Origin of the sequence: Sphingobium sp. TA15, from assembly GCF_037101235.1 — a bacterium.
Taxonomy (GTDB): Bacteria; Pseudomonadota; Alphaproteobacteria; order Sphingomonadales; family Sphingomonadaceae; genus Sphingobium; species Sphingobium indicum.
Genome location: NZ_AP025355.1, coordinates 829,161 through 851,424 on the forward strand (window position 1 = coordinate 829,161; position 22,264 = coordinate 851,424).

Genomic DNA, 22,264 nt, shown 5'->3' on the forward strand with positions numbered 1-22,264 from the left:
TTTTATAGGGGTTTGATCCCCTTTCCAGGAAGGCACGATATGGAAGGCTATCAGCATCTGGGTCTGGATGAGCGACGCGATATTTATCGACTGATCGGAACCGGACGCACAGTGAAGCAAGTTGCAGATGCGCTGCGACGACATCCTTCGACGATTTATCGAGAGATCAAGCGCAACCGGCATTTTGATGAAGAACCGCTGTTCCGAGGATATTTCCCGACTGCAGCGCAGACCATGGCCAGCAATCGTCGCGTGCGCGGAGGCAAGATTGCTCGCCAGCCGGAACTCGCCGCCTACATTGCTGATCGCTTGTTGGCGGCCTGGTCGCCAGAACAGATTGCAGGTTATCTTCGGCGTCATCGCGGTCAGCGGGAGGCGGTGTGCCACGAAACCATTTACCAGTATGTCTACGGCGCTGAGGGACGGCACCATAAGCTTTGGCGCCATCTGCCAGTTGCCCGCCGTTCGCGCCGGCAACGTTATGGCCGAAAGCCGCGCGGTCTCCATATACCCGTGGCAAATACGATCGGCGCGCGGCCGCAGGAAATCGCGGATCGCAGCAGTTTCGGCCACTGGGAAGGCGATCTCCTGATCTTCAGGAGAGAATATGGCAAAGCGAACCTCACCTCGCTGGTTGAGCGCTGTAGCCGCTTCACCTTCCTGACGCGTAATCCGAGCCGGCATTCTGCCGGTGTCATGGCCGGCATCGATCGGCATTTACGCGACATGCCGCCTCCCCTCCGGCGCAGCATCACCTTCGATCGAGGCACGGAATTTGCTGCCTTTGCGACCCTGCGGAACAGGCTCGGCATCACCAGCTATTTCTGTCTTCCCTCAGCGCCCTGGCAAAAAGGCGGCGTGGAAAATTGCAACGGGCGGATACGGCGCTTCCTACCCTCCGACACCGACCTGGCACTGCTCTCAGACAGGGAAATCCAGGCCGTTGCCGATCGCCTCAACAGCACACCGCGCAAGTGCCTGGGCTATCGCACCCCGCATGAGGTTCTGGGGGAGCAAATCGCCCTCCTCAAAGCCGGATAAATTTGGCCATCCGGGGTGGGGCTCGCCCCACCCCGGATGAAATGCTACGCATCACAACGGGTGTCGCACTTCAAATCGAAACCGCCGTCGAAAGCTGGCCTTCACCCTTCCGACGCCCTATCCATCGTCATCCCACCCACTGATCCAGAGTTTCCCATGTCATTCAACAGCAAGGCGAGCCCCGCCGACATCATGCCGCTCGCCAATGTCATGGCGCGCCTGCGCGATCCTGAAACGGGCTGTCCCTGGGACATCGAACAGGATTTCGCGAGCATCGCGCCCTATACGATTGAGGAAGCCTATGAGGTTGCCGATGCCATAGAGCGCGACGATATGGCGGCGCTGCGCGACGAATTGGGCGACCTGCTGCTGCAAGTGGCCTTCCATAGCCGCATGGCGGAACAGGCTGGCCATTTCACCTTGCAGGACGTCATCGACGGCATCACCGAAAAAATGATCCGCCGCCACCCCCATGTCTTTGGCGAAGGGACCGACCGCAAGGACGGCCACGCCCAATGGGAAGCCATCAAGGCGGCCGAGCGAGCCGAAAAGGAGCCGGATCAAAGCGCGCTGGCGGGCGTCGCCATTGCGTTGCCCGCCCTGCTCCGTGCCGAAAAGCTCCAGAAACGCGCCGCCCGCACGGGGTTCGATTGGCCCGACCTGGGCGGCGTCATCGACAAGATCGAGGAGGAACTGGGCGAAGTGCGGGCGGCCGCTTCCCAGGCGGAACGGGAGGAGGAGGTGGGCGACCTTCTCTTCGCCGTGGTCAACCTTGCCCGTCATCTGAAAGTCGATCCGGAGGTCGCCCTGCGCATCGCCAACGGCAAGTTCAACAAGCGCTTCCGCATCATGGAGACCCTGGCGGGCGACAATTTCGCTGCCCTTTCCCTGGATGAGAAGGAAGGTTTGTGGCAGCAGGCAAAAAGGCAGTTGCAGCCGCCGCGATAGCGCGACATGGCCCTCCCGCCAGCGCGGGGCGATCAGGAAAAGCTAATTCCCCCGGCGCTTGAGGAACCGCGCCAGCGCGGAGTCGGACAGCCGGACATCCACCAGCATATCCTCGCCCTCCGCGCTGCTGCCGATCACTTCGCCATGTTCGTGCAGCCATGCCATCGCCGCGCCATCGGCCAGCGGCACATGCAGCCGATGGATCTGCGCCCCGGCGGTCAGCCGGGCGCTGACGGCGCGTTGAAGGTCATCGACGCCCTCGCCGGTCAAGGCCGACAGGACCACCACATCGCTCCGCCGCGTCGCCGTCTCCCGCGCCAGCGTGGCCGCATCTTCGTCCAGCAGGTCCAGCTTGTTCCATGCCTCGATGATCGGCGGCGGTTCTTCGCCCTCTCCCGCTTCGAACGCCCCTTCCCCGGCTATGCCCAGTTCGCCAAGCACGTCCATGACGTCATCGCGCTGCGCATCGCTGTCGGGATGCGCGATGTCGCGGACGTGGACGATCAGATCGGCCGACAGCACCTCTTCCAACGTGGCCCGAAAAGCGGCGATCAACTGCGTCGGCAGGTCGGAAACGAACCCCACCGTGTCGGAAAGAATGGCCTTGTCCAGCCCCGGCAAGGCGATCTGCCGCATGGTGGGGTCGAGCGTCGCGAACAGCAGGTCTTCGGCCATGACGGCGGCGCCGGTCATCCGGTTGAACAGCGTCGACTTGCCCGCATTGGTATAGCCGACCAGCGCGATCACCGGCCAGGGCGCCCGCTGCCGCCGCGCCCTGTGCAGGCCACGGGTTTTCGTCACCTGGTCCAGTTCGCGGCGGATTTTCGCCATCCGATCGCGGATCATCCGCCGGTCAGCCTCGATCTGCGTCTCGCCCGGACCGCCCAGAAAGCCGAAGCCGCCGCGCTGCCGCTCCAGGTGGGTCCAGCTTCGCACCAGCCGCCCCGCCTGATAGTCGAGATGCGCCAGTTCGACCTGCAACCGCCCCTCATTGGTCGCCGCCCGTTCCCCGAAAATCTCCAGGATCAATCCGGTCCGGTCGATGACCTTGGTCTCGGTGGCCTTTTCCAGATTGCTTTGCTGCACGGGGCTCAGCGCGTTGTCGACGATGACCAGTTCGGCCTCTTCCATCCGCGCCAGAGTCGCGATCTGGTCCACCTGCCCGCTGCCGAACAGGGTCGCGGGCTTGCGGTCGCGCACGCGGAAGGCCTGTGCGGCGCGCACGTCGATGCCGATGGCGAGCGCAAGGCCCCTCGCCTCCTCCAGCCGCGCATCGCTGTCGCGACGCTCCGGCCCATGGACATCGGCGCGCACGACGATGGCGCGCGCGCCGCGCGACACCTCGTCAGCGGAATCTCTGTTGAAGACAGCCATGGGGGCTTAACGCTTCGCGCCTCCGCCGGCTTCACCGGAAACCGGCCGGAGACAAGAAAAAGCGCTCAATCCTCCCCCTCGCCCTCGCCGGTCAGATCCAGGGCATGCAGCGGCTGCACGGTGGAAATGGCATGCTTGTAGACGAGCTGGATCATGCCGTCCCGCTCCAGCAGCATGCAGAAAAGGTCGAAGGCGGCGATTTCGCCCTGCAACATGACGCCGTTCACCAGGAACATCGTCACCGGGCTGCCCGACTTGCGCACCGCGCTCAGGAAGATTTCCTGGAGCAGCTTCGACTTGCCGTTGCCGTCGCTGGCCTTGCGCAGGTCGGTAAGGTCCATAGACTGGGCGGGCATGACGGTCGAAATCGCATGCTTGTACACCAGTTGCGACTGCCCGTCGCGCCGCAGCAGGACGGAGAAATTGTCGAACCAGGTGATGATGCCCTGCAATTTCACGCCCTTGACCAGGAACATGGTCACCGGCGTCTTGCTCTTGCGCAGGCTGTTCAGGAATATGTCCTGAAGGTTGTTCACTTTCTCGGCCATGGTCTTCACCATTCCTTTATTGGCGGGACGTTACCCGCTCTCGCACCCTTAAGCAGAGTGTCTTGCCTGCCCCCGCCTGTCGGAAGCACGGCAAGCCTACCGCAATTGCGAAGAGGCGTCCATGCCCTGTTTGGGTGAAGATCGTTCGGTTCGCCTCAACCGTCCTTCCCATCGGTGATGCCCAGCAGCTTCAACTTGCGGTGCAGCGCCGAACGTTCCATGCCGATGAAGGTCGCCGTGCGGGAGATATTGCCTGAAAAGCGGCGGATCTGGATGCGCAGATATTCGCGCTCGAAGCTCTCCCGCGCCTCGCGCAGCGGCGCGCCCATGATCGCGGACTGGCCGATCCCTTCCGAACCGCCATTGCTCGTCAGTTCGGCGGGCAGCATGTCGAGTTCGATCCGCCCGATCCGCTCGCCCGGCGCCAGTATCATCGTGCGTTCGATGACGTTGCGGAGCTGGCGGACATTGCCCGGCCATTCATTGGCCTGCAGCGCGGCCATGGCGTCGCTCGCGATCTCCGGCGGCGGCACCCGGCGTTCCGCCGCGAAACGGGCGAGATAATGCTCGACCAGCGGGGGAATATCGTCCCGCCGCTCGGCCAGCGGGGGAATCACCAGGGGCACGACGTTCAGCCGGTAGAAGAGATCCTCTCGGAAACGCCGTTCCTCTATCTCGGTCGCCAGGTTGAGCGCGGTCGAGGAAATGACGCGCACGTCCACCTTCACCTGCCGCTGTCCGCTGACGCGGGTGAAGCTCTGGTCGGTCAGCACGCGCAGGATCTTCGCCTGCGTCGTGAGCGGCATGTCGGCGATCTCGTCGAGATAGAGCGTGCCGCCATGCGCCTGCTCCAGATAGCCCGGACGCACCAGCCCGCTCGGGTCCTCCACGCCGAACAATTCCTCCTCGACGCGGTCCGGGTCCATCCGCGCGGCGGCGACGATGATGAAGGGCGCGTCGGCCCGCCCGCTCCAGCTATGCAGCATGCGCGCCGCGACTTCCTTGCCGACGCCCGCGGGGCCGGAAATCAGCACCCGGCTACCCGTGCCCGCCACCTTCTTGATCGTGGCGCGAACGGCGTTGATCGCGGCGGAGGTGCCCGTCAGCTCGTCATCCTGCCCGAAACGCGCCCGCAGCACCTGATTCTCGCGTCGCAGGCGTTCCGTCTCGGTCGCTCGCGACACCAGATGCAGCAGCCGGTCGGCTTCGAACGGCTTTTCGATGAAGTCCGCCGCCCCCTTCCGGATGGCGGCGACGGCCGTGTCGATATTGCCGTGACCGGAGATCATCAGCACCGGAATGGTCGCGTCCCGCCGCTTGATCTCATCGAGCAGTTCCAGCCCGTCCAGCTTCGATCCCTGCAACCACACGTCCAGCAGCACCAGCGAAGGCCGCCGCGCGTCCAGCGCCTCTATCGCGCTGTCGCTGTTGGCGGCGGTGCGGGTGGTGAAGCCCTCATCCTCCAGGACGCCCGCCACCAGGTCGCGAATGTCCTCCTCATCATCGACTATCAGAATATCAAGAGCCATTGGCCGTCACTTTTCCAGCGGTTTTTCCATGGGGCATGGCGATCACCTGCCCCTCTTCCAGTTTCTCGAGCGCCGCCACCGGGAAGCGCAGCGTTACGCGAGCGCCCCCGCCGTCGGCATCGTCGAAGCGGATTTCGCCCATATGTTCCTCGACGATCTTCTTCACGATGGCGAGGCCCAGGCCCGTGCCCTTGGTCCGGGTCGTCATATAAGGTTCCAATATGCGTTCGCGTTCCGGCGGCAGGCCGATGCCATTGTCCTGCACCGCGATCAGCAGATTGCCGTCGTCATGCTCCACCGTCATGGACACCTGACCGCGCCAATCGCCGTCATCCGCGGCGGGCTTGGGCTCGATGGCTTCCACGGCATTCTTGACGATGTTGGTGAGCGCCTGCCCCAATTGCCGGCGGTCGCAGACCAGTTCCGCCTCGCCGTCCGTCGAATGATATTCGAAACGGATGTCGGGATGCGCGACTTCGTGCAGGAACAGCGCATGGCGGGCGATGTCGTCGATCCGCTCGCGCCGGAACACGGGCTTTGGCATGCGCGCGAAGGAGGAGAATTCGTCCACGATCCGCCGCAGGTCGCCAACCTGGCGCACGATGGTGCCGGTCAGGCGCGTGAAGGTGGCCTTGTCGCTCGTCACCTCCTCGGCATAGCGGCGTTGCAGCCGTTCGGCGGCAAGCTGGATCGGGGTCAGCGGGTTCTTGATCTCATGCGCGATACGCCGCGCCACGTCGGACCAGGCGGCGCGGCGCTGGTCGGAAAGCTGTTGCGTGATGTCGTCGAAGGTCAGGATGTGGCGCGACGCGTCCTCCGAAACCTTGACCGCCAGCGTCCGCACATCGCCATGGGCGCGGATCTGGACGATGCCCGCATCCTCCTCCGAAGCGATCAGGGCCGCCAGTTCGGGCGACACTTCGGTCAGCGGCCGGCCCACCGGATCGTCGCCCTCCCGCACCAATATGGCGGCCGCCGAACTGTTGAGCAGCAGGACGATGCCGTCGCGGTCCACCGACAGCACGCCGGCCGACACGCCCGACAGGATCGCCTCTATGAAGGCGCGGCGTTCATCCAGCTGGCTGTTCGCCGCCACCAGAGCGCCGGTCTGCGCCTCCAGCCGCTGCGTCATGCGGTTGAAGGCGGCGGCCAGCGTCCCGATTTCGTCCCGGCTCTGCGGGCTGGTCACGCGCGCCGACAGGTCGCCCGCCGTGATCCGCCGCGCCGCCATCACCAGTTCGTTCACCGGCCGCACCATCCAGTCGGCGACCTTCAGCGCGATATAGACCGCCACGCCCACCAGCAGCAGCGACCCCACGAACAGCAATATGTTGAAGCGCAACTGCAAGGCGCGGGACTGCGCGGCGAAAATGTCGTAATCCGACAACACCTTCTGCGCCCGTTCCACATTGCTGAACGCCGTCGAGCCGGAATCGCGGGTGGCGTAGAGATAGATTTTCGCATTGGGGTAGAGCAGCGTCACCGCCTCGATCTGGTTGGGCTTGGCCGCGACCACCACGTCCTCGCCCGACGCCAGCCGCTTCACCACGTCGGGCGTCAGCATTTCCGAAGCGGGCCGGCTTTCCGGGTCGACCGTCGCCGCCGTGCGCGCCACGCCGTCCTTGCCGATTTCTATGATCGCGGAACGGTTCAGCTTCCGCGTCACCACCTGATAGATATAGCCCTCCGCAAAGCGCGGGCTGGAGACGTTGGACTGGCTCAGATAGTCGCGCAGGTCGCTCGCCATGGTGACGGTTTCATCGCGCACGTCGCGCAGGTTCTGCTCATAATAGCCCCGCGCCAGGTCGCTCGCATTTTGCAGCATGCCCCGCGCGCTGTCGGAAAACCAGAACTGCACGCCATATTGGAACAGCAGGGACGCGAAGATCACCACCAGCAGCATCGGCACGCTGGCCACGATGGAGAAGATCGCCACCAGCCGGACGTGCAGCTGCCCGTCGCTGCCGATAGCGGACTGGGCAGCGCGCCGCTTCGCCACCCGCCGCCCCAGCAGCACGAGCAGGGCGATGGCAGGCACCAGATTGGCGACCAGCAGCAGCGCCACGATGGGCGGCGTCAGCAATGTGTAGGATTGCCCCTGAACCGTCAGCAGGAAATAGGTGATGCCCGCCATGCCCAGGAACAGGACAAGCGTCACCGCCTCCACCACCGCGGCAAGGCGGCGGCGCAGGAAAAGGGGAAAATGCCTTTTCCATGCCCGGCCCCGCGCCGGGAGAGTCACTGCGCCTTCCATAGTGGCTTGGTTACAACATTAATGTGCCCGATCAAACACAGTAATTGATCGGCACGGCGCTTCCGGTCGAAAAGGGCGGTCGGTTCGTCGCCCCTTCATTCCGCGATCCGAAGCTGAAGCGGATCGAGCCCGTAATCCGTCAGCTTCTTGCGCAGCGTGTTGCGGTTGATGCCCAGCAATCCGGCGGCGCGAATCTGGTTTCCGTCAACGCTCGCCAGCGTTTCCTGGAACAATATGGGTTCCACCACGGCCAGCAGATCGTCGTGCAGGTTTCGGTTCGGCTGGGTAAGGCCAATGCCCAGTTGCCGCTTGGCCCATTCCCGCACCGCCTGGCCCAGCAGGTCGCCGGGGGCGGCGTAATCGGCGGGCACGGCCTCCAGCGGCAGGCTGTTGCGCAGCATGTCGGCGGTGATCATATTCTCGCGGCTCAGCACCGCCAGCCGCTGCATGAGGTTTTGCAGCTCGCGCACATTGCCGGGCCAGTGATAGGCCATCAGCAGTTGCGCCGCGTCGTCGGACAACGACTTGCGCGGCAGCCCCTCCTGCGCTGCGCGGTCGAGGAAATGGCGCGCCAGCAGGATCACGTCCTCCCGCCGCTCGCGCAGCGCCGGCAGCGCGATGGGGACCACGTTCAGCCGATAATAGAGATCCTGCCGGAAACGATTGTCCTCGATCAGCTTCGGCAGATCCTTGTTGGTGGCCGCGATGATGCGGACGTTCACCTTGACCGATTTGGAGCCGCCGACGGTCGTGACCTCTCCGGACTGAAGGACGCGCAGCAGCCGGGTCTGCGCCTCCATCGGCATGTCGCCGATCTCGTCCAGGAACAGCGTGCCGCCCTGCGCCTGCTCGAACTTGCCGGCGGTGCGGGCATGGGCGCCGGTGAAGGCCCCTTTTTCGTAACCGAACAGTTCCGCTTCGATCAGTTCGCGGGGGATGGCGGCCATGTTGATCGGCACGAAGGGCTTGGTCCGCCGCTGCCCCAGGCTGTGGATCGCTTCCGCCACCAGTTCCTTGCCGGTCCCGGATTCGCCCAGCACCAATATGCTGAGGTCGTTCGACAGCACGCGCGCGATGGTCCGATAGACCTCCTGCATCGCCGGCGAACGACCCACCAGCGGTAGTCCGTCATGCGGCAGGCCGGCATCGGGCGCCTCCTCGTCCGCTCCCTTTCCCGATCCCAGCGCGTCGGACACGGCGCGCGTCAGTTCGTTGAGGTCGAAGGGCTTGGGCAGATATTCGAACGCCCCCTTCTCCGTGGCGCGGATGGCGGTGTTCAGCGTGTTCTGGGCCGACAGGATGATGATGCTGAGCGCGGGGCGCCGTTCCAGTATCTCCGCGATCCCGTCCAGTCCGTCGCCGTCCGGCAGCATGACGTCGGTGATCAGGACGTCCGGCGAAAAGCTCTCCAGCAGGGCGCTGCGCTCCCGGATGGAGGCCGCCGTCTTGACCCTGTATCCCTGCCGACGCAGCGCTTCCCCGACGACGACGCAGATCGCCGGATCGTCATCCACCACCAAGATCGCGCCCGTTGCCGCCATCAGCCCGTTCCCATCGGCAGAAGGATTCGGAAGGTCGATTCCCCCGCCTCATGATCGCGGGAATATTGCACGAACCCGCTCATGTCGCGCACCAACTTGTCCACCAGCGCCAGCCCCAGCCCCGTCCCATCCCGCCTTCCGGTGATGAAGGGGTTGAACAGATGGTCCAATATATGTTCCGGCACGCCCGGCCCATTGTCGACCACCAATATTTCGATGGGCAGCACGGCGCTGCCCTTCCCCTTGCCGACCACCACCGAAACGCCATGGCGGAACGCCGTTTCGACCCTTATCCTCGGCTTCCTGCTATGCTCCAGCGCCTCCGCGGCATTTTTGAGCAGGTTGATCATCACCTGCACCAGGGCATCTTCGTTGATATTGGCGAATGGCAGGGATGGATCATAACTCTTTATGATCCTTATGTCTTTTGCAAATCCGGCGGCCGCGATATTCGCCGCCCTGTCGATCAGCGGATAGATGTTGCCGCTGCGGCACTCCAGCGTCCGGTCGGTGGTGAAGTCCTGCATCCTGTCGATCAGCGCGGCGATCCGGTCGACCTCATTGCAGATGAGTTGCGTAAGGGCGGCATCCCGCCCGTCATTGCCCGATTCCAGCAACTGCGCCGCGCCCCTGATGCCCGACAGCGGATTCTTGATCTCATGCGCCAGGATCGCCGCCGCGCCGATGGCGGAGCGCGCGCCGCCGGCCGTGCCGCGATGGCCGATCTTGCGCGCCTGGCTCTGCGTGTGGATCGATACCACGCGCCAGCCTTCATGATCGACGATGGGCGCGATCATAAGGTCGATTTCCATCTCCGCCGTGCGCCCGGCGTGCACGCGGATGTCATAGGCGGCGATCGGCTTGTTGCTGTGCCATATGTCGAAGCGCGCGCCCATTTCCGCCATGCGGATGGTTCGCGCTATGTCGCTGCCCACGATGGCGGATCGCGCCATGTTGAGCAGCGTTTCGGCGCGCACATTGGCATCGGCAATGCTGTTGTCCGGCCGCACCACCAGGGTCGCGACCGGCAGCGCCGTCATCAGTTCTGAAAGCGAAGGCCCATCCTGTTGCGGTCGAAGCGACGGGATGGTCGTCATGGTCGCCGTCATGCCGCCTTGCGCGTCTCGACCGGCTCATCGTCGGCAATCAGCGGTTCGTAGAAGCGCGCCAGCATGTCCAGCACGACATCGCCGTCCGGCTCCTGGTTCACTGCGTTGCGGAACTCGGCCGAACCCGGCAGGCCCTTTGTGTACCAGCCGATATGCTTACGGGCCATGTTGACGCCGGTGTGATTGTCATAATGTTCCAGCATTGCGCGATAATGTTCGGTAATCACGCGATATTGTTCTTCCAACGAGGGATCGGCCAGCCGCTGCCCGGTGCGGAACCAGTGCATCACCTGGCCGATCAGCCAGGGCCGCCCATAGGCGCCCCGCCCGATCATCACGCCGTCCGCGCCGCTCTGCTCCAGCGCGGTTTCCGCATCGTCGATGGAGCAGATGTCGCCATTGACGATGACCGGCAGCGACACCGCGTCCTTCACGCTGCGCACGAAGGCCCAGTCGGCCGACCCCTTGTACATCTGGCAGCGGGTGCGGCCGTGGACCGTGATCAGCTTCGCGCCCAGATCCTCCGCGATCCGGGCCAGCTCCGGCGCGTTCAGGCTGGCATGGTCCCAGCCCATGCGCATCTTGACCGTGACCGGCACGTCCACCGCCTTCACCGTCGCCTCGATCAGCGAAGCCGCCAGCGGCAGGTCGCGCATCAGAGCGCTGCCCGCATCGCCGTTCACAACCTTCTTCACCGGACAGCCCATATTGATGTCGATGATCGCCGCGCCGCGATCCGCATTCAGCTTCGCCGCCTCGGCCATTTCGCTGGGCGAGCAACCCGCCAACTGCATCGACACCGGCTCCTCCAGCGGATGCCAGGCGGCCTTCTGCAAGGATTGGCGCGTCTCGCGAATCATCGCCGCCGTCGCGATCATCTCCGTCACGTTGAGGCCGGAGCCATAGCGCCGCACCAGCGTGCGGAACGGCATGTCCGTCACGCCCGTCATCGGCGCTAGCACGACCGGCATGTCGATCGTCACCGGACCAATGGAAATCGGAGAAAGCGTCTGCATCAAACCATCACTGCCTAAAAAACAGGCAGCCCTTAGCCGAAATCCGCTGCAACGGCAAGCGAAGCGGGGCTGGCGGTTGGCCCGCCGCTGCGATACAGGCGCGGCCATGACAGACAGAACGGTCGCATTGCTGGTCGCAGCAGGTCAGGGCAGCCGCGCAGGCGGCGACATTGCCAAGCAGTTCCGCCTGATCGGCGGAAAGCCCGTGCTGGCCCATGCCGTCGACGCGCTTTCCCGGCATCCGGCCATCGACTCCATCATCCTGGTCGTCGGCGCAGGTCAGGAAGCCGAAGCGCGCATGGCCATCGGGGGCCGCCCGGTCGCCGCCATCGTCCAGGGCGCGGACAGCCGCCGCGGATCGGTGCGCGCAGGGCTGGAGCATATCGCATCCTCCGGCGGGGCGGCCCGCATCCTCATCCATGACGCGGCCCGCCCCTTCCTGCCCGGCGCGGTGATCGACCGGCTGCTTTCCGCCTTGGCTCAGGCGCCCGGCGCTATCCCAACCCTGCCCGTCACCGACACCCTCGTCAGGAACGAAGCGGCCCGCGCCGGGGAAATCGTGGACCGCGACGGCCTGGCCCGCGTCCAGACCCCGCAAGCCTTCCATTTCGACGCGATCCTGGCCGCCCACCGGGCCTGGGACAGCGGGAGGGAAGCAACCGACGATGCCCAGATCATGCGCCATGCGGGTCATGACGTCATATTGGTCGCGGGCGATGAAAGGCTGGAAAAATTGACCTACGCCGAAGATTTCCTCCGCGCCGAAGCCCGGCTGGGCGCGGGCCGCAGCATCCGCACCGGCACGGGCTATGACGTCCACCGCCTGGCCGCCGATGAGCAATTATGGCTCTGCGGCGTCCGCATTCCGCACGATTGGGGCCTGGCGGGGCATAGCGACGCGGACGTGGCCATCCATGCCCTGGTCGACGCCCTGCTCGGCGCGCTGGCGGAGGGAGACATAGGCAGCCACTTCCCGCCTTCCGACCCGCAATGGCGCGGCGTCGCCTCCTCCCGTTTCCTGGAATATGCGGCGGAGCGCGTCGCAAAACGGGACGGCTTCATCGAACATGTCGACCTGACGCTGATCTGCGAGGCCCCGAAAATCGGTCCGCATCGGGATGCGATGCGTGGCCGGATCGCGGAAATACTGGGCCTGTCCCTCGACCGGGTCAGCGTGAAGGCCACGACGACGGAACGCCTGGGCTTTGCCGGACGCCGCGAAGGCATTGCCGCACAGGCTGTGGCCACCCTCTCCCTCCCCGCGCTAATCTGATCGTCATGCCCGATAGCATCCTTCCCGCGTCGCTGGTCGAACTGGCCGAGCGCGTCATCATCGCCAACCGCCGCGCCGGCCGCACCATCGCCGTGGCGGAAAGCTGCACCGGCGGCCTGGTCTCCGCCGCGCTGACGGAGATCGCCGGATCATCGGAAGTGTTCGAGGCAGGTTTCATCACTTATTCCAATGACATGAAAAGCGAACTTCTGAAGGTTTCGCAGGATGTCATCGAAACTTTCGGCGCGGTTTCCATCGCGACCGCCTGGGCCATGGCGCAAGGCGCGCTCAACAAGAGCCACGCCAATGTCGCCGTCGCCATCACCGGCATAGCCGGACCCGGCGGCGGATCGGAGCAGAAGCCCGTCGGCACGGTCGTCTTCGCCCGCGCCGAACGCGGCGCCAGCCCTGACAAGATCGTGGCCGACATGCGTTATTTCGGGGATACGGGCCGGGGCGGCGTGCGCCTTCAGGCGGCGCTGTGTGCGCTCGAACTGCTGCTGCCCGACTCGCCCGCGCCATAAAGCTCCGCAGCGCGGGTTTCGAAGGCGCCGATCATCTTGCGCAGCGCCTTGTCGAAAACCTGGCCCGCGAGCATTTCGAACAGCCGGTTCTTGAATTCGAACTCGACCTCGAAATCCACCAGAACCCCGCCCTTGCCGTCGTCGCGGAAATTCCATTCATTGTGGAGATGCTTGAGCGGCCCGTCGAGATAATCGACCCGCACATGGTCGGGCCGATGCTTGTGGACGCGGGACGTGAAGCTCTCCTTGATCCCCTTGAAGCCGACGATCATGTCCGCGACCATTTCCGACTCGGTGTCGGAACGGACCCGGATCGCGCTGACCCAAGGCAGGAATTCGGGATAGGCCTCCACATTCGCCACCAGGTCGAACATCTGTTCGGGCGTGTAGGGAAGCGGCCTTGTTTCGTTGTGCCTGGGCATCGGCTTATTGGGTGGCCTTCGCCAGTTGCGCCTCGCGGGCGGCGCGCATTTCGGCGAAATCCTTGCCCGCATGATAGCTGGAGCGGGTCAGCGGGCTGGACGCCACCTGAAGGAAGCCCTTGGCCCGCGCAATCGCCGCATAGGCGTTGAACGCCGCCGGAGTGACGAACTCCATCACCTTCGCATGCTTGGGCGTGGGCTGGAGATATTGCCCCATGGTCAGGAAATCGATGTCGGCGGACCGCATGTCGTCCATCACCTGATGGACCTCCAGCCGTTCCTCGCCCAGGCCCAGCATGACGCCCGACTTGGTGAAGATCGACGGATCGAGCTTCTTCACCGTCTCCAGCAGCCGCAGCGAGGCATAATAGCGCGCGCCGGGTCGAATGGTCGGATAGAGCCGGGGCACGGTTTCGAGATTGTGATTATAAACGTCCGGCCGCGCCGCCACGATCATCTCGACCGCCCGTTCATGCTTATTGCGGAAGTCCGGCGTCAATATCTCGATGGTCGTGTCCGGGGTCGTGCGGCGCAGCGCCTCGATCACCTTCACGAATTGCGACGCGCCGCCATCGGGCAGGTCGTCGCGGTCGACCGAGGTGATGACGATATGCTCCAGCCCCATTTCCGCGCAGGCGTCGGCCAGGTTCTGCGGCTCGTTGGGATCGACCTTGCGCGGCATGCCGGTCTTGACGTTGCAGAAGGCGCAGGCCCGCGTGCACACATCGCCCAGGATCATCACCGTGGCGTGCTTCTTGGTCCAGCATTCACCGATATTCGGGCAGGCCGCTTCCTCGCACACCGTCGCCAGCCCCTTGTCCCGCATCAGCTTGCGCGTCTCATGATAGCCGGGGCTGGTCGGCGCCTTCACGCGAATCCAGTCGGGCTTGCGGGCGCGCTCGGGGCGGTTGGCGGGCGCGGGGATCGGGACGATGTCGGTCATGCGCCCCAGATAGCGATGCAAGAGCGCTCTTGCCAGCCCCATCATTGTTCGGCACAGACCGGCGCATGACCGACTTCGCTGATATGCTTGCCGGCTATCGCCGCTTCCGCAACACCGGCTGGACCGAGCAGCGCGAGCGATGGGACGAACTCAACGAAGGGCAGAGCCCCCGCGTCATGGTCATCGCCTGCTCCGACAGCCGAGTCGATCCCGCGCAGATCTTCGATACCAGCCCCGGCGAGATCTTCGTGGTCCGCAACGTGGCCGCGCTGGTGCCGCCGTTCGAGACCAATCCCGGCCGCCACGGCGTTTCCGCCGCGCTGGAATTCGCCGTCCAGGTGCTGAAGGTGGGCGAGATCGTCGTCATGGGCCATGGCAAGTGCGGCGGCTGCAAGGCGGCGCTCAGCCATTCGCTGAAGGACGCGCCTCCGGGCGAAGGCGGCTTCATCCACAACTGGATCGAACTGCTGGACGAAGCGCGGGAAAAGGTCGTGCATCGCTTCGGCGAGGATCACAGCCGCGACGCCGAACGCGCCATGGAACAGGAAGGGGTGAAGGTCAGCCTGGCCAATCTGCGCACCTTCCCCTGCGTCCGCGTCAAGGAACGCGAGGGAGAACTCAAGCTGGTCGGCGCCTTCTTCGCCATCGCCGACGGGCAGCTTCATCTGCTGGACGAGGCGAACGGCGAATTCCATCCCGCGCCGCTGGACGCCTGACATGACCGCGTCGATCCCCAGCGGCAATATCGCCCTGCTGATTGACGCCGACAATGTTTCCGCCGACCATTTCGATCCGGTGCTGACGGTCCTGGCGGAACTGGGCACCGTCAACATCCGCCGCGCCTATGGCAATTGGAGCAAGCCCGCGCTCAAGGGCTGGGCGCGGCAGGCCGTGACGCAGGCCATCGAAACGCAGCAGCAGTTCGACCTGACCAGGGGCAAGAACGCCACGGACATGAAGATGACCATCGACGCCATGGACCTGATGGCGTCGGGCCGCGTCACCGGCTTCGGCCTGATGTCGAGCGACAGCGATTTCACGCCGCTTGTCACGCGCCTCCGGCAGGAAGGGCTGCCGGTCTATGGTTTCGGCACCGACAAGACGCCGCAGGCCTTTCGCAGCGCCTGCACGCGCTTCATCGATGTCGGGGCGCTCACCAGCGCAAGGGAAACGCCGGTCGAACTGGCGGAGTCGACGGAGGAGCCGCCCTCCCCCGACGCCCCCGAAGTCGCGCCCGACCTCGTCAAGCTGTTGATCGACGCCTATAATGCCGTGAAACGCGACGATCAGGGCTTTGCCCGCCTCAGCGAAGTCGGCCAGCTCGCGGGGAACCGCTCCAGCTTCGACACGCGCAACTATGGCTTCAAGCGGCTGTCGGACCTTGTCCGCTCCATCAAGAATTTCAAGGTGGAGAGCCGCGACGGCCAGACCTGGATCAAGCGGGTGCATTGATGACCGTCATCGCCCGTCGCCTGACGATCCTCGGCCGGGTTCAGGGCGTGTTCTACCGCAACTGGGCGGTGGAGACGGCGCGCGGCCTCGGCCTGGCCGGCTGGGTTCGCAATCGCATGGACGGCAGCGTGGAAGCGCTGGTGGAAGGATCGCAGGACGGCGTGGAGCGATTCATCCTGCTGGCGCGACAAGGCCCCCCTGCGGCGCGGGTAGCGCGGATAGATGCGACCGATGCGGCAGTCGAGGGCCATGAGTCGTTTCGAAAGCTGCCGACCGCCTGACTTTTCCGTTATCGCGTTCCCGGTTCAGCAGATCCTATCTGCTTGAAAACCTCTAGCCGAGCCGCGCCCAAAAGCCCCATCGGCCACGATCGACCGATCCCTTGCCCGAAAGAAAAAGGGGGAGGTCCGCGCCTCCCCCTTCCCATCCGCTCAGTAGCGGTAATGATCCGGCTTGAACGGCCCTTCCGCCGACACGCCGATATAGGCGGCTTGCTTCGGCGTCAGCTTGGACAGCTTCACGCCCAGTTTCTCCAGGTGGAGCGCCGCGACCTTCTCGTCCAGATGCTTGGGCAGCACATAGACTTCATTCTTATATTCGTCCGACTTGGTCCACAGTTCGATCTGCGCCAGCACCTGGTTGGTGAAGCTGGACGACATCACGAAGCTGGGATGGCCGGTGGCGCAGCCCAGGTTCACCAGGCGGCCCTTGGCGAGAACGATGATCTTCTTGCCGTCGGGGAACTGAACCTCGTCCACCTGCGGCTTGATCTCGGTCCACTGCATGTTGTTGAGGCCGGCAATCTCGATCTCGCTGTCGAAATGGCCGATGTTGCAGACGATCGCCATATTCTTCATGGCGCGCATGTGATCGACGGTGATGACGGCTTCGTTGCCGGTCGCGGTGACGAAGATGTCGGCGCGGGTGGCCGCTTCCTCCATCGTCACGACTTCATAGCCCTCCATCGCCGCCTGCAACGCGCAGATCGGGTCGATCTCCGTCACCAGCACGCGGGCGCCGCCGTTGCGCAGCGATGCGGCCGAACCCTTGCCGACGTCGCCGAAACCGGCGACGCACGCGACCTTGCCGGCCAGCATTACGTCGGTGGCGCGGCGGATGGCGTCCACCAGCGATTCCTTGCAGCCGTAGAGATTGTCGAACTTCGACTTGGTGACGCTGTCGTTGACGTTGATCGCCGGGAAGGGCAGCTTGCCCTTCTTCGCCAGTTCATAGAGGCGGTGGACGCCGGTGGTGGTCTCTTCCGACACGCCCTTGATGGCCTTGACCGTCTCGGTCAGATAGCCGGGACGCTCCGCCAGGAAGCGCTTGAGCGTTGCGACGAAGATTTCCTCTTCCTCATTGCCGGGTGTGAACAGTTCCTCCCCGGCCTCCACGCGGGCGCCCCACAGCGCGAACATGGTGGCGTCGCCGCCATCGTCCAGGATCATGTTGCAGACCGTGTCGCCCCAGTCGAAGATGCGGATGACATAGTCCCAATATTCCTCCAGCGTCTCGCCCTTGACGGCGAAGACCGGGATGCCCCGCGCCGCGATGGCGGCGGCGGCATGGTCCTGCGTCGAGAAGATGTTGCACGATGCCCAGCGGATCTCCGCGCCCAGTTCGGCCAGCGTCTCGATCAGCACGGCGGTCTGGATCGTCATGTGCAGCGATCCGGTGATGCGCGCGCCCTTCAGCGGCTTGGCGGCGCCGAATTCGGCGCGCAGGGCCATCAGGCCCGGCATTTCGGTCTCCGCGATCTCGATTTCCTTGCGGCCGAAAGCGGCAAGGCCGATGTCGCGGATCACATAGTCCTGCGCCTGGGTGGCGGGTGCGGTGGCCACGAGCCTGTCTCCATATCGTTAAGATTGAAGCCGCCGCCCGAATGAACGAACGGCGACGATGGGCTGGGCTTTACCAATCGCCGCCGTCCAAGGCAACTCAATATAAAGTTTTCTTTATGTCTTATTCCGCCGGCCCGCGCACCGCCACCCGCAGCGGCGCGTCGGACGCGGATTCGCCGGTTTTCCGCGCCTTCCCAGCCATCGCCGTGACGATGTCGCACCGGGCGCCCGACAGATGCGGGCCGATCGCAGCGGCGTCCGCCAGTTCCAGCAGGGCCGACCGGCTGGGCGGCAGGGCATTGGCGGCCTCCGTGATCGACTGTAGGTCGCGGCAGGCCAGCCCGTCCGCCCCCGCGCCGTAGATGTTGGCCAGGCCCGTGACGTAATTGTCATAAGCCCCCAGCGCGCCGACCGGCCCGGCGATCGAGCGGAAATGCTCCCGCAATTCGTCATTCACTTGCGTCAGCGTCTCGCGCTTTTCCCGGATGAAGCGGTTATAGCTGGCCAGGAAATCATGTCCCGTCGCCCGGCATCGCAGCGCGGACACCATCAGCATCATCTCGAAATCGCGGATCTGCGCCGCTTCCACGGCAGTCTGCTTCCAGCATGTCGCCGCCGTCGCCGGCGCAAGCGGCATCGTCGCGGCAAGCGCCGCTGCGATCAATATCCTCATGAGTTGAACCCCCGTCCAATTGCCCGATGATCAGGGTGCGCCCATCCGGTTGCCGGACTCTCAACGGCGAAGGTTAGCCGGATCTTACCGCAAAGGGTTCAGTTACGCCGGGGAAACAAGCGCCCGGAACGGCCATGCTTACGGCCGCGTTCCGACCATCGGTCAGGCCGATCCCGCGCCGCTGACCAGGTGGGAGGCGTCGACTCCGGCGGCGGCGAAGGCGGCCGACCATTTCCGCGCCGCCGGGACGTCGAACAGAAGCTCCGCGGTGCAGTCGGTCGGAAACCAGCTTTCCCCGTTCATTTCCTCGTCCAGTTGCCCCGCGCCCCATCCGGCATAGCCCAGGGCGACCAGATAGCGACTCGGCCCCTTTCCTTCCGCGATGGCCTTCAGGATTTCCAGCGATCCGGACAGGCCCCACCCTTCGCCCACGGCGACCATGTCATGTCCGTTCCAGTCGAGCGAATGCAGCACGAAGCCGCGCCGCGGTTCGACCGGACCGCCGCGCAGGACGGGAGTATCCGGAACGTCGCCGGGCTCGATGTCGAAGCTCTCCAGCAGATCGTGCAGGCTGACGCCGTCGATCTCGTCGCTGACGGCGATCCCCAGCGATCCGTTCTCGTCATGGACGCACATGGCGATGACGGAATGATCGAACCGCATGTCCTCCATTCCCGGCAGGGCGAGCAGAAACTGTCCGGCATAGGAGCGCGCTGTGATCATGGGGCAAATATACGCCCCTTGTCGCCTTTGCCAATGGCGGGCCGTCGCTTGGGCGGGGCGGCGCGCCATATTCCATGCCGCCCCCTTGACAGACCGCCCGCCAGGCCCAACGTGCCGCCGACCCAACAAGGCCAGGAGGCAGACCATGACCATTTCGAAGGGCGAACGCGTCCCCAGCACCACTTTCGTCAAGATGACCGAGAACGGCCCGGAGCAGGTCGCTTCGGACGATTTCTTCGCCGGTCGCACCGTCGCGCTGTTCTCCGTGCCGGGGGCCTTCACGCCCACCTGCTCCGCGCGCCATCTGCCCGGCTTCGTCGAGAAGGCGGAGGAACTGAAGGGCAAGGGCGTGGACGAGATCGCCTGCACCGCCGTCAACGACGCCTTCGTCATGGGCGCCTGGGGCAAGTCCGCCAATGCCGACGGCAAGGTGACGATGCTGGCGGACGGCAATGGCGAATTCGCGCAGGCCGTGGGCCTTACCATGGACGGCAGCAAGTTCGGCCTCGGCACGCGGGGACAGCGCTTCTCCATGATCGTCAAGGACGGCGTCGTCGCGGAACTGAATGTCGAGGCGCCGGGCGATTTCAAGGTGTCGTCGGCCGAATATCTGCTCGACCAGATCTGATTTTCGCCAGGATGCGCGCCTGCAATTCGGGCGCGCATCTTCCTTCGGCCCTATAAGTGCGTTACCAAGGGACGATGACAAGAAGCATCGGCAGTGCAATCGTCGCCGAACTCGACGACATCTATCGGAACTCCATCGAAAATCTCCGCGAGGCCATGCGCGCCTACGCCCGCGACGGCAGCGTTCCGCCAGCGGAAGCCAAGACCGACAGGCGTTTCTGCTATCCGGAATTGCGCATCGTCCATCATGGCGAGTCGGAGGCGCCGCCGCCCGGCCGCTCTTTCGCGCGGCTGTCCAGGCCGGGGCGCTATGTGACCACCGTCACCCGCCCCGCCATGTTCGGCGACTATCTGGCGGAACAGATCGACCTCCTCGTCCGCGACTATGGCGTGACGGTGGAAACCGGGATCAGCGGCCAGCAGATTCCCTTCCCCTATGTCCTGGACGGGTTGGACATGAGCGCGCTGGACGGCACGCCGCCCACCGAACTCGCCCGCCATTTCCCGGCCACCGAACTGGCGGAAATCGGGGACGAGATCGCGGACGGCCTGTTCATGCAGGATGTGGAGGGCGAAAGGCCGCTGGCGCTGTTCGACGGCCTGCGCACCGACTTCTCTCTGGCGCGGCTCAAACATTATACCGGCACTCCGGCGGAACATGTGCAGCGCTACATATTGTTCACCAACTATCACCGCTATGTCGACGAATTCGTTGCCTGGGCCTGCGCTGAATTGCAGCGGGAGGGCAGTCTCTATACCGCGCTGTCAGGGGCAGGCGGGGTCTATGTGACGCCGGAGACCGCCGATCCGGCCCGGATGATCGCGGACAGCGCCTGGCGCAAGCACCAGATGCCCGCCTATCACCTGATCGCCCCGGATCGCAGTGGGATCACGCTGGTCAATATCGGCGTCGGCCCGTCCAACGCCAAGACGATCTGCGACCATCTGGCGGTGGTGCGGCCGGAGGTCTGGCTGATGATCGGCCATTGCGGCGGCCTGCGCCCCAGCCAAAGGATCGGCGACTATGTGCTGGCGCACGCCTATCTGCGCGACGACCATGTGCTGGACGAGATGCTGCCGCCGGAAATCCCGGTTCCCGCCATTGCGGAGGTTCAGGTGGCGCTGGCCAAGGCGGCCGAGGCCGTGCTGGGCGGAGACGACCGGGAGGATTTCAAGCGTCGCCTGCGCACGGGCACGGTCGTGACGACCGACGACCGCAACTGGGAACTGCGCTATTCGAGTTCGGCCCTGCGGTTCAGCCTGTCGCGAGCCGTGGGCATCGACATGGAGTCCGCCACCATCGCGGCGCAGGGCTATCGCTTCCGCGTGCCCTATGGAACGCTGCTCTGCGTGTCAGACAAGCCGATCCATGGCGAACTGAAATTGCCGGGACAGGCCAACCGCTTCTATGAGGAGGCGATTGCGGGCCATTTGCGCGTGGGCCTGATGACCTGCGAGCTGCTGCGGCAGGAGGGGCCGAAACTGCACAGCCGCAAGCTGCGCGCCTTCAACGAGCCGCCTTTCCGGTAAGCGCGGCCATATCCCATGAAGCGATCACCCAACACCCGTTCGCCCTGAGCTTGTCGAAGGGTCTTACTTTCTTGAAGAAAAGGAAGAGGCTTCGACAGGCTCAGCCCGAACGGAGGGGGACGCCCGAAAATCAAGCCGTCAGGAAATCCGCCATCGCCTGCCCCAATTCCTTCCGGGTCACGGCATTCATATGGTTCCCCGGAATTTCGACATAGCGCCCATTGGGCAGCAGATCGGCCAGTTCCTGCGCCACGCCATTGTCCCGATCGTCGGCCCCGCAAATGACCTCGGTTGGCTGTTGGAAGCCGGCGATGACGTCCCTGGGCGTATCGACGAAGGTGTTGAGGATGTGCAGCATCGCGACAGGATCGCCCTTGGTGGTCTTCAGGAAGGCTTCCGTCATCCATTCCGAAGTCCCGCGCTCGAACGTGCCCAGATTTGTCAGGACTTTGCGATAATAGCCGCCATTGTCGAGCGTCTGGACCAGGCCGCGCAGCCCCATGCCGGCCAGGATCACCCTGCGCGGCGTCGCCCCCCGCGCCAGCATCCGCACGGTCGTCCGCGCGCCGAGCGAATAGCCGCCCAGATCATAGTCGGTCAGCCCCATCTGTTCGACCAGCGCCAGCCCGTCCTCCGTCAAGGCGTCCGGCGGATAGGCGGCCGGGTCATGCGGCTTGCCGCTTTCGCCATGCCCCCGCAGGTCCGGCAGGATGAGGCGGAAACCCGCCTCGACCAGTCTCGCGGCATGGCCGTAGCGTATCCAGTTGGTCCAGGCATTGGAGAAATAGCCGTGGATCAGCACCAGGTCTCGCCCCTGCCCCACCACATGCACGGCAAGCGGAAGCCCTCCCAAACCCTTGATCTCCAGCTTTTCGATGGGCAGGTCGGACACGCGG

22 protein-coding genes are annotated in these 22,264 nt (G+C 64.7%); 9 read left to right on the top strand and 13 right to left on the bottom strand.

Annotated elements, in window-relative coordinates:
- The first annotated feature begins 39 nt into the window (after window positions 1-39).
- On the top strand, window positions 40-1,041 hold the full coding sequence (locus Sj15T_RS04135) for an IS30 family transposase (protein ID WP_013039050.1): 1,002 nt from the start codon (window positions 40-42) through the stop codon (window positions 1,039-1,041).
- Window positions 1,042-1,197: 156 nt separating this feature from the next.
- Window positions 1,198-1,989: a nucleoside triphosphate pyrophosphohydrolase gene (gene mazG / locus Sj15T_RS04140; protein WP_013040000.1), complete on the top strand. Its 792-nt coding sequence runs from the start codon at window positions 1,198-1,200 to the stop codon at window positions 1,987-1,989.
- A gap of 42 nt (window positions 1,990-2,031) precedes the next feature.
- On the opposite strand, the gene hflX is transcribed toward mazG, so the two are convergent.
- The 7 genes from hflX to dusB form a co-directional block, all read right to left on the bottom strand.
- Window positions 2,032-3,363: a GTPase HflX gene (hflX, locus tag Sj15T_RS04145; protein WP_013040001.1), complete on the bottom strand. Its 1,332-nt coding sequence runs from the start codon at window positions 3,361-3,363 to the stop codon at window positions 2,032-2,034.
- A 65-nt stretch (window positions 3,364-3,428) separates the two neighbouring features.
- Complete coding sequence (gene hfq / locus Sj15T_RS04150; RefSeq protein WP_013040002.1) at window positions 3,429-3,923, bottom strand: RNA chaperone Hfq; 495 nt, start codon at window positions 3,921-3,923, stop codon at window positions 3,429-3,431.
- Window positions 3,924-4,066: 143 nt separating this feature from the next.
- A complete protein-coding gene (locus tag Sj15T_RS04155; protein WP_007689171.1) occupies window positions 4,067-5,440 on the bottom strand; it encodes a sigma-54 dependent transcriptional regulator in 1,374 nt (457 codons plus the stop codon).
- A complete protein-coding gene (locus Sj15T_RS04160; protein WP_013040003.1) occupies window positions 5,430-7,694 on the bottom strand; it encodes a HAMP domain-containing histidine kinase in 2,265 nt (754 codons plus the stop codon). The genes Sj15T_RS04155 and Sj15T_RS04160 overlap by 11 nt, the downstream gene beginning before the upstream one ends.
- 95 nt (window positions 7,695-7,789) lie before the next feature.
- Window positions 7,790-9,235 (bottom strand): nitrogen regulation protein NR(I), encoded by a 1,446-nt coding sequence (ntrC, locus tag Sj15T_RS04165; protein WP_013040004.1) that lies wholly within the window; start codon window positions 9,233-9,235, stop codon window positions 7,790-7,792.
- The gene (locus Sj15T_RS04170) at window positions 9,235-10,344 is read right to left on the bottom strand and encodes an ATP-binding protein (RefSeq protein ID WP_007689189.1); all 1,110 of its coding nucleotides are present in this window, start codon (window positions 10,342-10,344) and stop codon (window positions 9,235-9,237) included. Before Sj15T_RS04170 ends, ntrC begins: the two co-directional genes overlap by 1 nt.
- Window positions 10,341-11,360, bottom strand: a complete 1,020-nt coding sequence (gene dusB / locus Sj15T_RS04175) for a tRNA dihydrouridine synthase DusB (RefSeq protein WP_013040005.1) — start codon at window positions 11,358-11,360, stop codon at window positions 10,341-10,343. Before dusB ends, Sj15T_RS04170 begins: the two co-directional genes overlap by 4 nt.
- Window positions 11,361-11,466: 106 nt before the next feature.
- Between dusB and Sj15T_RS04180 the strand changes: the two genes are divergently transcribed.
- Complete coding sequence (locus tag Sj15T_RS04180; RefSeq protein ID WP_041385862.1) at window positions 11,467-12,633, top strand: bifunctional 2-C-methyl-D-erythritol 4-phosphate cytidylyltransferase/2-C-methyl-D-erythritol 2,4-cyclodiphosphate synthase; 1,167 nt, start codon at window positions 11,467-11,469, stop codon at window positions 12,631-12,633.
- Window positions 12,634-12,638: 5 nt separating this feature from the next.
- A complete protein-coding gene (locus Sj15T_RS04185; protein ID WP_007689197.1) occupies window positions 12,639-13,157 on the top strand; it encodes a CinA family protein in 519 nt (172 codons plus the stop codon).
- Here the strand turns inward: Sj15T_RS04185 and Sj15T_RS04190 are convergent.
- Both Sj15T_RS04190 and lipA read right to left on the bottom strand, forming a co-directional pair.
- The gene (locus Sj15T_RS04190) at window positions 13,103-13,579 is read right to left on the bottom strand and encodes a type II toxin-antitoxin system RatA family toxin (protein WP_013040007.1); all 477 of its coding nucleotides are present in this window, start codon (window positions 13,577-13,579) and stop codon (window positions 13,103-13,105) included. The genes Sj15T_RS04185 and Sj15T_RS04190 overlap by 55 nt on opposite strands.
- A 4-nt stretch (window positions 13,580-13,583) precedes the next feature.
- Window positions 13,584-14,567 (bottom strand): lipoyl synthase, encoded by a 984-nt coding sequence (gene lipA / locus Sj15T_RS04195; RefSeq protein ID WP_013040008.1) that lies wholly within the window; start codon window positions 14,565-14,567, stop codon window positions 13,584-13,586.
- A 20-nt stretch (window positions 14,568-14,587) separates the two neighbouring features.
- On the opposite strand from lipA, the gene Sj15T_RS04200 reads away from it, so the two are divergent.
- Genes Sj15T_RS04200 through Sj15T_RS04210 form a run of 3 tightly spaced genes read left to right on the top strand, consistent with a single transcriptional unit; the run spans window position 14,588 to window position 16,255 of the window.
- Window positions 14,588-15,238: a carbonic anhydrase gene (locus Sj15T_RS04200; protein ID WP_013040009.1), complete on the top strand. Its 651-nt coding sequence runs from the start codon at window positions 14,588-14,590 to the stop codon at window positions 15,236-15,238.
- A gap of 1 nt (window position 15,239) precedes the next feature.
- Window positions 15,240-15,974, top strand: a complete 735-nt coding sequence (locus Sj15T_RS04205; protein ID WP_007689209.1) for an NYN domain-containing protein — start codon at window positions 15,240-15,242, stop codon at window positions 15,972-15,974.
- Window positions 15,974-16,255, top strand: a complete 282-nt coding sequence (locus Sj15T_RS04210) for an acylphosphatase (protein ID WP_007689210.1) — start codon at window positions 15,974-15,976, stop codon at window positions 16,253-16,255. The genes Sj15T_RS04205 and Sj15T_RS04210 overlap by 1 nt, the downstream gene beginning before the upstream one ends.
- 150 nt (window positions 16,256-16,405) lie before the next feature.
- Here Sj15T_RS04210 and ahcY read toward each other — a convergent pair whose 3' ends face one another.
- The 3 genes from ahcY to Sj15T_RS04225 form a co-directional block, all read right to left on the bottom strand.
- Window positions 16,406-17,815, bottom strand: coding sequence for an adenosylhomocysteinase (gene ahcY / locus Sj15T_RS04215; RefSeq protein ID WP_007689212.1), 1,410 nt, complete (start codon window positions 17,813-17,815; stop codon window positions 16,406-16,408).
- A gap of 121 nt (window positions 17,816-17,936) precedes the next feature.
- Complete coding sequence (locus tag Sj15T_RS04220; RefSeq protein ID WP_013040010.1) at window positions 17,937-18,488, bottom strand: hypothetical protein; 552 nt, start codon at window positions 18,486-18,488, stop codon at window positions 17,937-17,939.
- A 162-nt stretch (window positions 18,489-18,650) separates the two neighbouring features.
- Window positions 18,651-19,211 (bottom strand): YqgE/AlgH family protein, encoded by a 561-nt coding sequence (locus Sj15T_RS04225; RefSeq protein WP_007689217.1) that lies wholly within the window; start codon window positions 19,209-19,211, stop codon window positions 18,651-18,653.
- 145 nt (window positions 19,212-19,356) lie between these two features.
- Between Sj15T_RS04225 and Sj15T_RS04230 the strand changes: the two genes are divergently transcribed.
- Entirely contained in the window at window positions 19,357-19,839 is a 483-nt protein-coding gene (locus Sj15T_RS04230; protein ID WP_007689220.1) for a peroxiredoxin, read from the top strand.
- A gap of 74 nt (window positions 19,840-19,913) precedes the next feature.
- Entirely contained in the window at window positions 19,914-21,368 is a 1,455-nt protein-coding gene (locus tag Sj15T_RS04235) for an AMP nucleosidase (RefSeq protein ID WP_013040011.1), read from the top strand.
- Between the two features lie 130 nt (window positions 21,369-21,498).
- Here Sj15T_RS04235 and Sj15T_RS04240 read toward each other — a convergent pair whose 3' ends face one another.
- Window positions 21,499-22,260 (bottom strand): alpha/beta fold hydrolase, encoded by a 762-nt coding sequence (locus Sj15T_RS04240; RefSeq protein WP_013040012.1) that lies wholly within the window; start codon window positions 22,258-22,260, stop codon window positions 21,499-21,501.
- Window positions 22,261-22,264: the final 4 nt, after the last annotated feature.

Bases quoted from the DNA above. Each gene is read 5' to 3' on its own strand.
- Sj15T_RS04135 (WP_013039050.1), top strand. From the start codon at position 40: ATGGAAGGCTATCAGCATCTGGGTCTGGATGAGCGACGCGATATTTAT.
- mazG (WP_013040000.1), top strand. From the start codon at position 1,198: ATGTCATTCAACAGCAAGGCGAGCCCCGCCGACATCATGCCGCTCGCC.
- hflX (WP_013040001.1), bottom strand. From the start codon at position 3,363: ATGGCTGTCTTCAACAGAGATTCCGCTGACGAGGTGTCGCGCGGCGCG.
- hfq (WP_013040002.1), bottom strand. From the start codon at position 3,923: ATGGTGAAGACCATGGCCGAGAAAGTGAACAACCTTCAGGACATATTC.
- Sj15T_RS04155 (WP_007689171.1), bottom strand. From the start codon at position 5,440: ATGGCTCTTGATATTCTGATAGTCGATGATGAGGAGGACATTCGCGAC.
- Sj15T_RS04160 (WP_013040003.1), bottom strand. From the start codon at position 7,694: ATGGAAGGCGCAGTGACTCTCCCGGCGCGGGGCCGGGCATGGAAAAGG.
- ntrC (WP_013040004.1), bottom strand. From the start codon at position 9,235: ATGGCGGCAACGGGCGCGATCTTGGTGGTGGATGACGATCCGGCGATC.
- Sj15T_RS04170 (WP_007689189.1), bottom strand. From the start codon at position 10,344: ATGACGGCGACCATGACGACCATCCCGTCGCTTCGACCGCAACAGGAT.
- dusB (WP_013040005.1), bottom strand. From the start codon at position 11,360: ATGCAGACGCTTTCTCCGATTTCCATTGGTCCGGTGACGATCGACATG.
- Sj15T_RS04180 (WP_041385862.1), top strand. From the start codon at position 11,467: ATGACAGACAGAACGGTCGCATTGCTGGTCGCAGCAGGTCAGGGCAGC.
- Sj15T_RS04185 (WP_007689197.1), top strand. From the start codon at position 12,639: ATGCCCGATAGCATCCTTCCCGCGTCGCTGGTCGAACTGGCCGAGCGC.
- Sj15T_RS04190 (WP_013040007.1), bottom strand. From the start codon at position 13,579: ATGCCCAGGCACAACGAAACAAGGCCGCTTCCCTACACGCCCGAACAG.
- lipA (WP_013040008.1), bottom strand. From the start codon at position 14,567: ATGATGGGGCTGGCAAGAGCGCTCTTGCATCGCTATCTGGGGCGCATG.
- Sj15T_RS04200 (WP_013040009.1), top strand. From the start codon at position 14,588: ATGACCGACTTCGCTGATATGCTTGCCGGCTATCGCCGCTTCCGCAAC.
- Sj15T_RS04205 (WP_007689209.1), top strand. From the start codon at position 15,240: ATGACCGCGTCGATCCCCAGCGGCAATATCGCCCTGCTGATTGACGCC.
- Sj15T_RS04210 (WP_007689210.1), top strand. From the start codon at position 15,974: ATGACCGTCATCGCCCGTCGCCTGACGATCCTCGGCCGGGTTCAGGGC.
- Sj15T_RS04220 (WP_013040010.1), bottom strand. From the start codon at position 18,488: ATGAGGATATTGATCGCAGCGGCGCTTGCCGCGACGATGCCGCTTGCG.
- Sj15T_RS04225 (WP_007689217.1), bottom strand. From the start codon at position 19,211: ATGATCACAGCGCGCTCCTATGCCGGACAGTTTCTGCTCGCCCTGCCG.
- Sj15T_RS04230 (WP_007689220.1), top strand. From the start codon at position 19,357: ATGACCATTTCGAAGGGCGAACGCGTCCCCAGCACCACTTTCGTCAAG.
- Sj15T_RS04235 (WP_013040011.1), top strand. From the start codon at position 19,914: ATGACAAGAAGCATCGGCAGTGCAATCGTCGCCGAACTCGACGACATC.